The organism is Corynebacterium sp. CCUG 61414, assembly GCF_024453945.1.
GTDB classification, from domain to species: Bacteria; Actinomycetota; Actinomycetes; order Mycobacteriales; family Mycobacteriaceae; genus Corynebacterium; species Corynebacterium pseudogenitalium.
This window is the reverse complement of the sequence record NZ_JAGPYU010000008.1, coordinates 23,791-37,514: the sequence shown is the minus strand read 5'-3', so window position 1 is coordinate 37,514 and position 13,724 is coordinate 23,791. Positions and strand designations below refer to the sequence as shown.

General features: G+C 64.9%; 12 protein-coding genes. 10 read left to right on the top strand and 2 right to left on the bottom strand.

Annotation, left to right across the window (positions count from 1 at the left end; genetic code table 11):
* Nucleotides 1-11 precede the first annotated feature (11 nt).
* From purD to purL, 7 genes are all read left to right on the top strand, one after another.
* The gene (purD, locus tag KBX14_RS07235) at nt 12-1,259 is read left to right on the top strand and encodes a phosphoribosylamine--glycine ligase (protein ID WP_256042173.1); all 1,248 of its coding nucleotides are present in this window, start codon (nt 12-14) and stop codon (nt 1,257-1,259) included.
* Nucleotides 1,260-1,285: 26 nt separating this feature from the next.
* Nucleotides 1,286-2,734, top strand: coding sequence for an adenylosuccinate lyase (gene purB, locus KBX14_RS07230; protein WP_070478235.1), 1,449 nt, complete (start codon nt 1,286-1,288; stop codon nt 2,732-2,734).
* Between the two features lie 11 nt (nt 2,735-2,745).
* Nucleotides 2,746-3,642, top strand: a complete 897-nt coding sequence (locus KBX14_RS07225) for a phosphoribosylaminoimidazolesuccinocarboxamide synthase (RefSeq protein WP_070363439.1) — start codon at nt 2,746-2,748, stop codon at nt 3,640-3,642.
* A 30-nt stretch (nt 3,643-3,672) separates the two neighbouring features.
* Nucleotides 3,673-5,793, top strand: a complete 2,121-nt coding sequence (locus KBX14_RS07220) for a S9 family peptidase (RefSeq protein ID WP_256042172.1) — start codon at nt 3,673-3,675, stop codon at nt 5,791-5,793.
* 87 nt (nt 5,794-5,880) lie between these two features.
* On the top strand, nt 5,881-6,111 hold the full coding sequence (purS, locus tag KBX14_RS07215) for a phosphoribosylformylglycinamidine synthase subunit PurS (protein ID WP_070361934.1): 231 nt from the start codon (nt 5,881-5,883) through the stop codon (nt 6,109-6,111).
* Complete coding sequence (gene purQ / locus KBX14_RS07210) at nt 6,108-6,779, top strand: phosphoribosylformylglycinamidine synthase subunit PurQ (protein WP_070478088.1); 672 nt, start codon at nt 6,108-6,110, stop codon at nt 6,777-6,779. Before purS ends, purQ begins: the two co-directional genes overlap by 4 nt.
* Nucleotides 6,780-6,786: 7 nt before the next feature.
* A complete protein-coding gene (gene purL, locus KBX14_RS07205) occupies nt 6,787-9,060 on the top strand; it encodes a phosphoribosylformylglycinamidine synthase subunit PurL (RefSeq protein WP_256042171.1) in 2,274 nt (757 codons plus the stop codon).
* Nucleotides 9,061-9,070: 10 nt separating this feature from the next.
* On the opposite strand, the gene KBX14_RS07200 is transcribed toward purL, so the two are convergent.
* Together KBX14_RS07200 and KBX14_RS07195 are read right to left on the bottom strand one after the other, a co-directional pair.
* A complete protein-coding gene (locus KBX14_RS07200; protein WP_256042170.1) occupies nt 9,071-9,664 on the bottom strand; it encodes a hypothetical protein in 594 nt (197 codons plus the stop codon).
* 8 nt (nt 9,665-9,672) lie between these two features.
* Nucleotides 9,673-10,653, bottom strand: a complete 981-nt coding sequence (locus KBX14_RS07195; protein WP_330166371.1) for a hotdog domain-containing protein — start codon at nt 10,651-10,653, stop codon at nt 9,673-9,675.
* Between KBX14_RS07195 and KBX14_RS07190 the strand changes: the two genes are divergently transcribed.
* Genes KBX14_RS07190 through purM form a run of 3 tightly spaced genes read left to right on the top strand, consistent with a single transcriptional unit; the run spans nt 10,652 to nt 13,674 of the window.
* On the top strand, nt 10,652-11,089 hold the full coding sequence (locus KBX14_RS07190) for a sterol carrier family protein (RefSeq protein WP_168156162.1): 438 nt from the start codon (nt 10,652-10,654) through the stop codon (nt 11,087-11,089). The genes KBX14_RS07195 and KBX14_RS07190 overlap by 2 nt on opposite strands.
* A 21-nt stretch (nt 11,090-11,110) precedes the next feature.
* Nucleotides 11,111-12,604, top strand: a complete 1,494-nt coding sequence (purF, locus tag KBX14_RS07185) for an amidophosphoribosyltransferase (protein WP_256001033.1) — start codon at nt 11,111-11,113, stop codon at nt 12,602-12,604.
* Entirely contained in the window at nt 12,601-13,674 is a 1,074-nt protein-coding gene (purM, locus tag KBX14_RS07180; RefSeq protein ID WP_256042169.1) for a phosphoribosylformylglycinamidine cyclo-ligase, read from the top strand. The genes purF and purM overlap by 4 nt, the downstream gene beginning before the upstream one ends.
* Nucleotides 13,675-13,724 lie beyond the last annotated feature (50 nt).

The window sequence follows — 13,724 nt, the reverse complement described above, 5'->3', positions numbered from 1 at the left end:
AGTTAGTGGGCATGCGCATCCTTGTTATCGGTTCGGGCGGCCGTGAACACGCCCTGTTGAAAGGTCTTGCAGGACACGAGCTCACTGTCGCGCCGGGAAACGCCGGCATGGCATCACTTGCTGAGGTCAGGAGTGTCGACGTCGCTTCGCCTGAGTCGGTCGTCGAGCTGGCGAAAGACGTTGACGCTGAGCTTGTCGTGATTGGCCCTGAGGTGCCGTTGGTGGCGGGTGCGGTGGACGCGCTGCAGGCCGCGGGCATTCCAGCGTTTGGCCCGACGAAGGCCGCGGCGCAGCTGGAGGGGTCGAAGGCATTCGCGAAGGACGTCATGGCCGCTGCTGGTGTGGCGACGGCCCGCGCGCAGCGCGTGGAGCGCATCGAGGAGATCGACGATGCTCTTGAGGCGTTCGGCCCGCACTACGTGGTCAAGGATGATGGGCTGGCTGGCGGCAAGGGGGTCGTCGTCACGCTTGATGCTGCCGAGGCCCGCGCGCACGCTCGCGAGGTGATTGAGGCCGGCAACCCGGTGCTGTTCGAGTCCTTCCTCGAGGGCCCGGAGGTGTCGCTGTTCTGCCTGGTGGACGGCGAGACCGTCGTGCCGCTGCTGCCGGCGCAGGACCACAAGCGCGCCTACGACAACGATGAGGGCCCGAACACTGGTGGGATGGGCGCGTACACGCCGCTTCCTTGGCTGCCGGAGGGTGGCGTGGACCGCATCGTGGACGAGATTGCGCGGCCGGTGGCGCGCGAGATGGTCGCCCGCGGCATCCCGTACCAGGGCCTGCTGTACGTCGGCGCCGCGTGGGGTCCGGAGGGCCCGTCGGTGGTGGAGTTCAACGCGCGCTTCGGCGACCCGGAGACTCAGCCGGTGCTTAGCCTGCTGCGTACCCCGCTTGTCGACGTCCTCTATGCTGTGGCCACGGGCAGCCTCGATACGCTCCCGCCGTTGGAGTGGGAGGACGGCTACGCTGCGACGGTGGTGCTGGCGGCGAAGGATTACCCGGAGCACCCCAAGACCGGCGACGTCATTAGGGGCGCCGACCTGGACAACCCCGACGTGGTGTTGCACGCAGGTACCGCGACCAAGGATGGGGAGTACGTCTCTGCCGGCGGGCGCGTGCTCAACGTGCTGGGTAAGGGCGTAATGCTGCAGGATGCGGTGGATGCTGCCTACCAGGCGATTAAGCAGATTTCGCTCGAGGGTTCCTTCTACCGCAAGGACATTGGACGGCGCGCGATTGAGGGAGAAATCCGTATCTAGCGCGCGTGTCGGGACGTTGTGCGATAATCAGCGTCGTGGCTGAGAAACTGTTGAAACCGAACAATAGCAACGTCCTGTCGAACCGCTACGCGTCGCCGGAAATGGCGACGCTGTGGAGCGCAGAACACAAGATCATTCTGGAGCGTCAGCTCTGGATCGCCGTGATGAAGGCGCAGCGTGAGCTGGGGGTTGAGATTCCCGAGGAGGCGATCGCTGCGTACGAAGCGGTCGTCGACAAGGTGGACCTGGGCTCTATCGCTGAGCGTGAGAAGGTCACGCGACATGACGTGAAGGCGCGCATTGAGGAGTTCAACGCGCTGGCCGGGTACGAGCACATCCATAAGGGGATGACCAGCCGTGACCTGACCGAGAATGTCGAACAGCTGCAGATTTATCGCTCGCTGGAGCTGATTCGCGACAAGTCGGTTGCGGTACTCAAGGCGATCGGGAACCGGGCGGATCAGTACTCCACCCTGGTGATGGCGGGGCGTTCGCACAACGTTGCGGCGCAGGCCACGACGCTGGGCAAGCGTTTCGCATCGGCGGCGGATGAGATGCTGGTAGCGGTTGAGCGCATCGAGACGCTGCTGGCGGCCTATCCGCTGCGCGGCATCAAGGGCCCGATGGGTACTGCACAGGACATGCTGGACCTGATGGGCGGCGACGAGGCGAAGTTGCGTCAGCTGGAGCAGTCGGTGGCACGCCACCTGGGCTTCGAGCGCACCTTTGACTCGGTCGGCCAGGTCTACCCGCGTTCCTTGGACTTTGACGCGATCTCGGCGATTGTACAGCTGGGAGCGGGTCCGTCATCGCTCGCGACCACGATCCGCCTGATGGCCGGCAACGAAACGGTGACGGAGGGCTTCAAGGAGGGCCAGGTTGGTTCTTCGGCGATGCCGCACAAGATGAACGCGCGTTCCTGTGAGCGCGTCGGTGGCTTCCAGGTGATCCTGCGCGGCTACCTCACCATGGTCGCTGACCTTGCTGGGCAGCAGTGGAACGAGGGCGATGTGTTCTGCTCGGTGGTGCGCCGCGTGGCCCTGCCTGACGCGTTCTTCGCTATCGACGGCCAGTTTGAGACATTTCTCACTGTGCTGGATGAGTTCGGTGCGTTCCCGGCGATGCTCAACCGTGAGCTGGACCGTTACCTGCCGTTCTTGGCCACGACGAGGATCTTGATGGCGTCGGTACGCGCGGGTGTGGGCCGCGAGACGGCGCACGAGATTATCAAGGAGCACGCGGTTGCGATGGCGCTTGATATGCGCGAAAATGGCGCTGAACAAAACCTCATTGAGCGCCTCGCCGCTGATGAGCGCCTCCCGCTCGACAAAGAGCAGCTGCAGGATGCGTTGGCTGACCGCCACGCGTTCATTGGCTCGGCGGAGTCGCAGGTCAGCAACGTGTGCGCTCGTATCCAACAGCTTATCGACGCCCACCCGGACGCCGCTGCGTACAAACCAGGGGAGATTCTGTAACCTTTATGTCCATGCGTCCAGAGCTTTCTGACTATACCCACCTGGCTGGCGGCAAAGTCCGCGAGATTTACGAGGTGGATGACGAAACGTTATTGATGGTGGCATCCGACCGTATTTCGGCGTTCGACTTCTCGCTGGAGCCGGCGATCCCGGATAAGGGCCGGATTCTGACTGCCACGTCCATGTTCTTCTTCGACCTGCTTTCGGGTGTGCGAAATCACCTGGCGGGCCCGGTTGATGATCCCCGGATTCCGGAGGAGGTCCTCGGCCGCTCGTACGTGGTGAAGAAGCTGAAGATGATTCCGTTCGAGTGCGTCGCTCGCGGTTACCTGACTGGTTCGGGCAAGAAAGAGTACGACCGCACCGGTATGGTCTGCGGCGTGAAGCTGCCCGAGGGCCTGGTTGAGGCCTCGAAGTTGCCGGAGCCGATTTTCACCCCGGCGACGAAGGCCGCGCAGGGCGACCACGATGAGAACGTGACGTTCGAGTATGTGGAGGAGAAGGTGGGCGCGAAGCTCGCTGCCCAGCTGCGCGACCTCACCTTGGAGGTGTACACCAAGGCTGCGGAGTACGCGGAGACCAAGGGCATCATCCTGGCGGACACGAAGCTGGAGTTCGGCGTCGACGAGGAAGGCAACCTGGTCCTTGCGGACGAGGTACTCACGCCTGATTCGTCCCGCTACTGGCCAGCCGATACGTACGAGGAAGGCAAGGTGCAGCCGAGCTTTGATAAGCAGTACGTGCGCAACTGGCTCACCGGCCCGAAGTCCGGCTGGGACCCTGCGGAGAACACGCAGCCACCGGAGCTGCCTGGTTCCGTGGTGGAGGCGACCCGCGACCGCTACATCGAGGCGTACGAGCGCCTCAGCGGCGAGAAGTTTGGGGACTGGCCGGGGGCGCGTGCCTAAGGCGTGAGGTTGCGCGTAGACTCGTCGCCTATGACGAATTTCAGCGCGCAACCGCCAGTGGCAGCAAAACACCCTACGACTCGCGTGTTTCATGGACGCGAGTTCGTCGATAATTATGAGTGGCTCCGGGACAAGCAGTCCCCGGAGACCATTGCCTATTTGGAGGCGGAGAACGCGTATACCGCGGAGGTGACTGCCCCATTTACCCCGCTCGCGGAGCAGGTTTACCAGGAGATGAAGTCTCGCATCAAGGAGACTGATATGTCCGTGCCGCAGCGCAACGGAGACTGGTGGTACTACGGCCGCACTATCGAGGGTAAGAGCTACGGCGTGTCCTGCCGCGTGCGGGTCGGCGACGACCCGTGGACGCCGCCGACGCTGCCGGAGGACGGCTCGCCGCTGCCGGGGGAGCAGGTGCTGCTTGACCTCAACGAGATGGCCGAAGGCCATGAGTTCTTCTCACTCGGCGCGTCAGCGGTATCTACGTCGGGGCGCTTGCTCGCCTTTTCGACGGACACCTCCGGCGACGAACGCTTCGACCTGCGCATCAAGGACCTGGAGACCGGCGAGCTGCTGCCGGATACCATCGAAGGCGCCTTTTACGGCGCGACGTGGGCGGGGGAGCAGTACCTGTTTTACCTGCGCGTTGATGACGCGTGGCGCCCGCACCAGGTGTGGCGCCACGAGGTGGGCACGGCGGCGTCGGAGGACGTGCTGGTCTACCAGGAGGACGACGAGCGCTTCAACCTCGGCGTGGGCGGGGACCGCGCCGAGCAGTTCCTGTACATCGTGGCCAGCTCGAAGCTGACCAGCGAGTGGCGCGCGGTACCCCTGGAGACGCCGACCGCCGAGTTCGAGGTGCTGTGGCCGCGTGAGGAAGGCGTGGAGTACGACCTGGATTACGCGGAGCTCGCCGGGCGCGGGTACTGGGTGGTCACGCACAACGCCACCGGCCCCAACTTCGCTGTAGGGACCTGCCCGGTGGATGCGCGGGTGCCGTTGACTGAGCTGGAGACGTTCGTGGAGCACAGCGCGGACGTGCGCGTAGAGGGCGTCGATACGTACCGGGACTTCCTGTTTTGTGCCTACCGCTCGGGCGGCATTAGCAGGCTTGCGGTGGCACCCGTGGAGGGCGGCAGTTTCGGCGCGCTGCGCGAGCTCGAGTTTGACGAGGAGCTCTACACCGTGGGCTTGGGCGGAAACCCTGAGTGGGACGCGCCGGTGGTGCGGCTGACTTACACCTCGTTTACGCAGCCGGCCCAGCTGTTCGACTACCAGGTGGCCACCCGCGGCCTGACGTTGCTGAAGCAGCAGGAGGTGCTTGGGGGTTACGACGCCGCCGACTACGTTGCCAGCCGCATGTGGGCTACGGCCGACGACGGAACCCAGGTGCCGATCTCCGTGGTGCACCGCGCGGACCTGGACATGGCTCATCCGCACCCGACGCTGCTCTACGCCTACGGCTCCTATGAGTCCTCGGTGGATCCGGGCTTCTCCGTGGCGCGGCTGTCGCTGCTGGACCGCGGGATGGTGTGGGCGTGCGCCCACGTGCGCGGCGGCGGCGAGATGGGCCGCGGCTGGTACGACAACGGCAAGATGCTCACGAAGAAGAACACGTTCACCGACTTCATCGCGTGCGCCGACGAGCTGGTGCGCGCGGGCGTGAGCTCCTACGACACGCTCGTTGCTGAGGGCGGATCGGCGGGCGGGATGCTGATGGGCGCGATTGCGAACATGGCCCCGGAGAAGTTCGCGGGCATCCAGGCGATCGTGCCGTTTGTGGACCCGCTGACCTCAATCCTCATGCCGGAGCTGCCGCTGACCGTGGTGGAGTGGGAGGAGTGGGGCGACCCGTACCATGACCCGGAGGTGTACGACTACATGGCCTCCTACGCCCCGTATGAGAACATCACAGCCCAGCGCTACCCGGACATCCTTGCAGTGACCAGCCTGAACGATACGCGCGTGCTGTACGTGGAGCCCGCGAAGTGGGTGGCGAAGCTGCGTGAGATAGCTACGGGCGGGGAGATTCTGCTTAAGACGGAGATGTCCGCCGGTCACGGCGGTGTGTCCGGCCGCTACGAGAAGTGGAAGCAGACCGCGTTTGAGTACGCCTGGACGCTCGTACACTCGGGGGCGTGCACCGTCTAGCAGCCGCAAAATAAAGGACTCCCGCGGGAGGGATCCGTTCGTTATACTGTCTTCGTCGTAATGACCTCCGAGACACGAAGGATTCTCATGGCAAAAGTCGTGGTAAATGTCATGCCGAAGGCTGAAATTTTGGATCCGCAGGGCCAAGCTGTCCTGCGAGCGCTGGGCAGAATCGGGGTGAACGGTGTCGAGGACGTGCGTCAGGGCAAGCGCTTTGAAATCGAAGTCGACGACACCGTGTCCGACGATGAGCTCAAGCGCGTCGCCGAAACCCTTCTGGCAAATATGGTGATTGAAGACTTCGAGGTTGTTCGATGACGGCAACCATCGGTGTAATCACGTTCCCAGGCACGCTCGACGACGTCGATGCGTTGCGTGCAGTTCGCCTGGCTGGCGCACAGCCGAAGTCGCTGTGGCACGCTGATGAAGATTTGACGGGTGTTGACGCCGTCGTGGTCCCCGGTGGGTTTTCCTACGGGGACTATTTGCGTTCCGGAGCCATCGCCGCACAGGCCCCGATGATGGGCGCTGTGGTGGAGGCTGCGAAGAAGGGCATGCCGGTGCTGGGCATCTGCAACGGTTTCCAGATCCTCACCGAGGCTGGCCTGCTGCCGGGCGCGCTGACCCGCAACCAGCACCTGAACTTCCACTGCGTGGACACCTACCTTGAGGTGGCCAACGCGGAGACCGCGTGGACGAACCGCTTCAACGAGGGGGACAAGATCCTCGTGCCGGCGAAGCACGGCGAGGGCCGCTTCCAGGCGTCCGCCGAGACCATTGAGCAGCTGGAGAAGGAAGGCCGCGTGGTGTTCCGCTACACGGATAACTTCAACGGTTCCATCAACGCGATTGCTGGTGTGACGAGCGAAAACGGTCGCATCGTTGGGCTCATGCCGCACCCGGAGCACGCGATTGAGGCGCTCACGGGGCCGTCGACGGACGGGCTCGGGTTGTTCTTGTCCGCTATTTCTTCGATCGGAGCGTAGGGAAACAATGACTGTACATAATGACACGGTGGAGCACGCCGCGCAGACTCCTGAACTGGAGCAGCCCTACGCGGAACTCGGCCTGAAGACCGACGAGTACGAAAAGATCAAGCGCATCCTGGGCCGCCGCCCGACGGATGCGGAGCTGACGGTGTACTCCGTCATGTGGTCCGAGCACTGCTCCTACAAGTCTTCCAAGGTGCACCTGCGCTACTTCGGGGAGACGATGACGGAGGAGATGGCGTCGAAAATTCTGGCCGGTATCGGCGAGAACGCGGGCGTCGTCGACATCGGCGACGGCGACGCGGTGACCTTCCGCGTGGAGAGCCACAACCACCCGTCCTTCGTGGAGCCCTACCAGGGTGCCGCGACGGGTGTGGGCGGCATTGTGCGCGACATCATGGCGATGGGCGCGCGCCCAATCGCGGTGATGGACCAGCTGCGCTTCGGCCCTGCTGACGCGCCGGACACCAAGCGAGTCCTGCCTGGCGTGGTGCACGGCGTTGGCGGCTACGGCAACTCGCTGGGCCTGCCGAACATTGGCGGCGAGACCGTCTTCGACGAAGCATATGCGGGTAACCCGCTGGTCAACGCGCTGTGCGTGGGAACGCTCAAGGTCGAGGACCTGAAGCTGGCGTTCGCATCCGGCACTGGCAACAAGGTGGTCCTCTTCGGCTCCCGCACGGGCCTTGACGGCATCGGCGGCGTGTCGGTGCTGGGCTCTGCGACCTTCGAGGAAGGCGAGGAGCGCAAGCTCCCAGCCGTCCAGGTTGGCGACCCGTTCGCGGAGAAGGTCCTCATCGAGTGCTGCCTGGAGTTGTACAAGGCCGGCGTTGTCGTCGGTATTCAGGACCTCGGTGGCGGCGGCTTGGCGTGTGCTACCTCCGAGCTGGCTGCGGCGGGCGACGGCGGCATGACCGTCAACCTGGACAACGTGCCACTGCGCGCGGCGAATATGAGCGCCGCCGAGATCCTGGCGTCCGAGTCCCAGGAGCGCATGTGCGCCGTGGTCACCCCTGAGAACGTGGATCGCTTCATGGAGATCTGCGCGAAGTGGGAGGTCGGTGCGGCCGTGATTGGTGAGGTCACCGATGAGAAGGACCGCTACCTCGTCTACCACAAGGGCGAGCTGGTACTGGACGCGCCGCCGTCATCGATCGACGAAGGCCCGGTCTACGACCGCCCGTACGCGCGCCCCGAATGGCTTGATGGCGTGCAGGCGAAGGCGGACGTCGATACTTCGGAGGACCTGGAGGCTGCCTGGCTGAAAATGGTTGCCTCCCCGGCGCTGTGCTCCCGCGACTTCATCACGCAGCAGTACGACCGCTACGTGCGCGGCAACACCGTGCAGGCCCAGTACTCGGATGCAGGCGTGCTGCGCATCAACGAGGAGACCTCGCGCGGTGTGGCGATTTCCGCTGACGCGTCCGGCCGCTACGCCTACCTGGACCCGAACATGGGTGTGCGCCTCGCGCTTGCGGAGGCCTACCGCAATGTTGTGGTCACCGGCGCGAAGCCGGTCGCGGTGACGAACTGCCTCAACTTCGGTTCCCCTGAGAACCCCGACGTGATGTGGCAGTTCCGCGAAGCCGTCCACGGCCTCGCCGACGGTGCGGCTGAGCTGGAGATCCCGGTCTCCGGTGGCAACGTCTCCTTCTACAACCAGACCGGTGAGACCCCAATCCTTCCGACCCCAGTCGTGGGCGTGCTCGGCGTGATCGAGGACGTCAACGCCGCCATCCCGCACCGCCTGCCGAAGGGCGAGGGCGAGCAGACCTTGCTCGTGCTGGGTGACACGAAGGCGGAGTTCGGCGGCTCGGTGTGGCAGGACATCTCCGGCCAGGGCCTGAGCGGCCTGCCGCCACAGGTAGACCTTGCCAACGAGGAGCGCCTCGGCGAGCTGCTGCACGCGAACAAGGACATCCTTGCCGCGCACGACCTCTCAGAAGGTGGCCTGTCCCAGGCTGTCTTCGAGATGCTGCTGGGCTCCGGCAAGGGCGCCAAGCTGGACCTTTCGGCGGTCCACGAGGACGCGTTCACCGCGCTGTTCTCCGAGTCCGCCTCCCGCGTGCTCGTCGCGGTGGATCCATCGCTTGTCGACGCCACCATCGAGCGTGCCAACGCTGCCGGCGTCCCAGCGCACGTGTTGGGCACCACCACCGACGACGGCCAGATCACCTTCGGTGAGCACTCCGTCGCCGTGGCCGCGCTGGCCGACGCGTGGGCGAATACGTTGCCGGCACTGTTCGGCAACGCGACGGCCCCGAACGCCGCGCTGTAGTTAGCGCGATTTAGAGGTTATGCCGCCAGGTCATTACGGTGCCTGACGGCGTTTCCATGCGCAGGCCTGTTGCCTCAACGCCGGGCTGGGAGGCATCGTCGACGGAGAAGCTGACGAAGGTCTGGTTGTAGGTCTGGTTGGGGACGAGGTCCTGCGGGTTTCGCGGTAGGCCAGGGAGCTCTACGGTGTCGCAGAGCTGGGTGGCAAAGTTGCGCACGCGGTTCGCCGCCACGTTGCCTTCACCGACGATGGTGATGTCGGGGCTGGCTACGCTTTCGTCGGGGCCGTCGCCTGCGGTGCCGCCGGTGTAGACGTAGCTGATGTCGAAGCAGCGCAGCTGGGTCACGTCGGCGAGCGCGGTGTCGGCGTTGGTGTAGTTGCCGACACGCCTGCGTGCCTCCTGCCCTGAGATGACGCGGGGGTTCTCTACGCGTGCCCGGAAGTGGTACGCCCCGCCCTTATCGCCGAGGAGCGTGACGGCGGCGGACTGGCGGAACTGCAGCGCGGTCGCCGTCTTCGGCTGGGGCGCCGCGCAGCCAACCAGTGAACCGGCCACACAGGCGCTCGCGGCCAGCAGCGCAGCGGTTCGCTTCAGCACTGACATAGCCGCCACTAGTCGACGCGCTGCTGCGCATCGTCTGGGCGCACCAGCGGCTCCGGCTCGTACTGTGCCCGCAGGTCCTTGAGCGTCTGCGTGTGCTCCCAGAGGCGCTTGTCCTCGTCCGTGACTGGGGTGAACTTGCGCGCGGCCAGCGGGTTGCCGTCGATGTCGATACCGATGTAGGTCACCGTGGCGTGAATCGCGTTCTGGAGCGACTCGCGTCCGCCGCGCGGATCCCCCGATCGCACAAAGATGGAAGTGTGCATCGAGCGGGAGTCTGTCCTGGTCAGGCGCGCTTCCACCTCGATGAGGTCGCCGATGTGGATCGGCTTGTAGAAGCGGATGCCGCCGGCGTACACCGCTGCGGTGCGTTCCCCGGACCACTCCATCGTGCAGGCCATGCCGGCCTCATCGATCCACTCCATGGCGGTGCCGCCGTGCACATCGCCGCCCCAGTTGATGTCGGTCGGTTTGGCCAGGAAGCGGTGGATGGTGCGCGGCGCGGTGGAGTCGTCCGTGTAGGTCTGTTCCAGCATGGACGCCTCGATGGCCTTGCGCAGGTCGATGCGGGAGATCGCGGCGGCTTCCACGCGGCGTTCCTCATCGGTCTCAGGCGTAAATGTCGGCACCGGGGTTGGGCGCCCAGCTGTATCCTTTGCCACGAAAATCACCAGGCAGTCGCACGCGCGGGTGAAAACACCTTCCCGTGGGTCTGCCGAGAGCACCTCGTTGACGATGTGCATGGAAGTGCGGCCAGTCATCGCGATCCGGGAACGGACCTCCACAATGTGACCCGACGGAATCGGTCGGGTGAAGTGGATGTGGCCGACGTAGGCAGTCACGCAGTAGGTCGAAGACCACTGCGCGGCACACGCGTATGCCGCCTTGTCGATCCACTGCAACACACGGCCACCCGAAACACCCTGGGCGCCCGCGTGGAGAACATCTGTAGGAGCCGCCATGAAACGCAGCGTGATGGAAGGAGACTTCATGGCACCACAGCATAATATGAAATCCATGGCACAGAGGAAGGCACCGAAGAAGACAGAGGTGGACCCGGCAGCGACACGAGCGGCCGTCCTGGCAATCAAGGACTGGCTGTTGGACGAAGAGGGCGTCGACAAGCCCGGCAGGGCTTTGCTTGCCGACGCCGTGCGACGCACCGCCCGTACCCTCGCCCACGAGATGCCCGGACACACAGTAGAGCTGCGAGTACCCCCGTTTGTTGCGGTGCAGTGCGTCGAAGGCCCCCGCCACACCCGCGGCACCCCGCCCAACGTCGTGGAAATGGACCCGACCACCTGGCTGCGAATCGCCACAGGTTGTGCCACTTTCGAGGAAGAAGTTCGCGCCGGGCGTATCGACGCCTCCGGCTCCCGAGCCCACGAAGTCCAAAAAGGGCTGCCAGTTCTACCCCTTCACCCCTAGGTGTTCGTTAGAGTAGAGCACGTGCGAACCGAAGAGGAATACATCGGGGATGACACTCCGCGCGAAGAATGCGGTGTGTTCGGCGTTTGGGCGCCCGGTGAAGACGTATCAAAACTGACATATTTCGGACTATTTGCCCTCCAGCACCGCGGCCAAGAAGGCGCAGGTATCGCTGTGGGCGACCATGACCAAGTGGTGGTGTTCAAGGACATCGGGCTGGTCAGCCAAATCTTTGACGAGCCGACGCTCGGCGCGTTGCAAGGCGACGTCGCCATCGGCCACACCCGGTATTCCACGGCGGGCAACAACTCGTGGGACAACGTGCAGCCGATGTACCGCGTCAGCCCCAACGGCACCGACGTCGCGCTGGCACACAACGGCAACCTGACCAACTACGTGGAGCTGCAGCGCGAGGCCGTGGAGCGCAAGCTCATCCCCGCCGACGGGGTAGAGGGCCAGGGCTCCTCCTCCGACACGGCGGTCGTCTCCGCCCTGCTTGCCGACGCCATCCGCGACGACGTCACCCTCCTGGACTCCGCGCGCCAACTCCTGCCGCGCGTCAAGGGTGCGTTCTGCTTCATGGTGACCGACGGTAAAACCCTCTACGCGGCCCGCGACCCACACGGCGTGCGCCCACTGTGCCTCGGCCGCCTGGAACGCGGCTGGGTCGTCGCATCCGAAACGTGTGCGCTGGACATCGTGGGCGCCTCCTTCGTCCGCGACATCGAACCAGGCGAGCTCATCGCCATCGACGAGACCGGCGTCCACTCCGAGCGCTTCGCCGACGCACCGCACGCGCACTGCGTGTTCGAGTACGTCTACGTCGCCCGGCCCGACTCAGTTGTCGACGGCCAATCCGTCAACAGCGCCCGCATCGACATCGGGCGCCGCCTGGCCCGCGTCGCACCCGTCGACGCTGACCTGGTCATGCCGGTCCCAGAGTCCGGCACCCCGGCAGCAATCGGCTACGCCGAGGAGTCCGGCATCCCGTTTAAGCAGGGCATGATGAAGAACGCCTACGTGGGCCGCACCTTCATCCAGCCCTCGGACACGCTGCGCCAGTTGGGCCTGCGACTGAAGCTCAACCCGGTGCGCGAAGTCATCGAGGGTAAGAAGCTCGTCGTCGTGGATGACTCCATCGTGCGCGGCAACACCCAGCGCAAACTGATCCGGATGCTGCGCGAGGCCGGCGCCGCCGAAGTGCACGTGCGCATCGCTTCGCCACCAGTGAAGTGGCCGTGCTTCTACGGCATCGACTTCGCCAGCCCCGGCGAACTCATCGCCAACCACGGGCGCGGTGGCAACGAAGAAGTTGTTGCCGAGTCCATCAGGACCATGGTGGGTGCGGACTCCCTGGCGTTCGTCACCACTGAGGACATGATCGCCTCCACCAACCAGCCAGCCTCCAACCTCTGCGCGGCCTGCTTCACCGGCGAGTACCCACTCGGGCTCCCGGAGGGCAACCACAACGCAGATCTTGTTCGTCGTCTTCAGAAAGGTGAAAACGCATCATGACCCACCACAACACCCCAGCTGACTCGGGCGTGTCCTACGAGGCCGCAGGTGTCTCCATCGAAGCCGGCGACAAGGCCGTAGAGTTGCTCGCGCCCCTTGCCAAGCGCGCCTCCCGCCCAGAGGTCCAGGGTGGCATCGGCGGCTTCGCCGGCCTGTTCGCCTTGGGCAAGTACAAGGAGCCGCTGCTCGCGGCCGGATCCGACGGCGTCGGTACCAAGCTGGCCGTCGCTCAGGCGATGGACAAGCACGACACCATCGGCATCGACCTGGTCGCCATGTGCGTCGACGACCTTGTCGTCTGTGGCGCGGAGCCACTTTTCTTGCAGGATTACATCGCGATCGGCAAGGTCGTCCCCGAGAAGGTCGCCGACATTGTTTCCGGCATCGCCGAGGGCTGCGTCCAGGCGGGCTGCGCACTGCTCGGCGGCGAGACCGCGGAGCACCCAGGCGTCATGGACGTCAACGACTACGACGTCTCCGCCACCGCAATCGGCGTCGTCGAAGCTTCCGAGCTCCTCGGCCCGGACAAGGTCCGCGAGGGCGACACCATCATCGCGATGGCGTCCTCCGGCCTGCACTCCAACGGCTACTCACTCGCACGCTACGTGCTGCTCGAGCGCGCCGGGCTGCCTCTCGACGGCCACGTCGACGCCCTCGGCCGCACCCTCGGCGAGGAGCTCTTGGAACCAACCAAGATCTACGCCCTTGACTGCCTGGCGCTTGCCAAGGAGTGCGACGTGCGTACGTTCTGCCACGTCACCGGAGGTGGCCTGGCCGGCAACATGGAGCGCATCATCCCTGAAGGCCTGGTCGCAGACATGGACCGCTCCACCTGGACCCCCGGTCCGATCTTCCAGACCATCCAATCCGTCGGCGACGTCCCCGTCGAGGAGATGGAGAAGACCTTCAACATGGGTATCGGCATGGTGGCCGTCGTGGCACCAGAAGCGCGTGACCAGGCGTTGGCGCTGCTGAAGGACCGCGGCATCGACAGCTGGGTCCTCGGCGAGGTCCGCACGGCCGAGGCCGGGGAGGATGCCCGCGCGGTACTTCGGGGCCAGCATTCTTAGGAATCACGCACCACATTCCGCAATTTCAATCACCGGACTTCACAAAAGCC

What these genes read in the sequence shown, in the direction of transcription:
- purD (WP_256042173.1), top strand. Translation starts at nt 12, where the DNA reads ATGCGCATCCTTGTTATCGGTTCGGGCGGCCGTGAACACGCCCTGTTG.
- KBX14_RS07225 (WP_070363439.1), top strand. Translation starts at nt 2,746, where the DNA reads ATGCGTCCAGAGCTTTCTGACTATACCCACCTGGCTGGCGGCAAAGTC.
- KBX14_RS07220 (WP_256042172.1), top strand. Translation starts at nt 3,673, where the DNA reads ATGACGAATTTCAGCGCGCAACCGCCAGTGGCAGCAAAACACCCTACG.
- purS (WP_070361934.1), top strand. Translation starts at nt 5,881, where the DNA reads ATGGCAAAAGTCGTGGTAAATGTCATGCCGAAGGCTGAAATTTTGGAT.
- purQ (WP_070478088.1), top strand. Translation starts at nt 6,108, where the DNA reads ATGACGGCAACCATCGGTGTAATCACGTTCCCAGGCACGCTCGACGAC.
- purL (WP_256042171.1), top strand. Translation starts at nt 6,787, where the DNA reads ATGACTGTACATAATGACACGGTGGAGCACGCCGCGCAGACTCCTGAA.
- KBX14_RS07200 (WP_256042170.1), bottom strand. Translation starts at nt 9,664, where the DNA reads ATGTCAGTGCTGAAGCGAACCGCTGCGCTGCTGGCCGCGAGCGCCTGT.
- KBX14_RS07190 (WP_168156162.1), top strand. Translation starts at nt 10,652, where the DNA reads ATGGCACCACAGCATAATATGAAATCCATGGCACAGAGGAAGGCACCG.
- KBX14_RS07195 (WP_330166371.1), bottom strand. Translation starts at nt 10,653, where the DNA reads ATGAAGTCTCCTTCCATCACGCTGCGTTTCATGGCGGCTCCTACAGAT.
- purM (WP_256042169.1), top strand. Translation starts at nt 12,601, where the DNA reads ATGACCCACCACAACACCCCAGCTGACTCGGGCGTGTCCTACGAGGCC.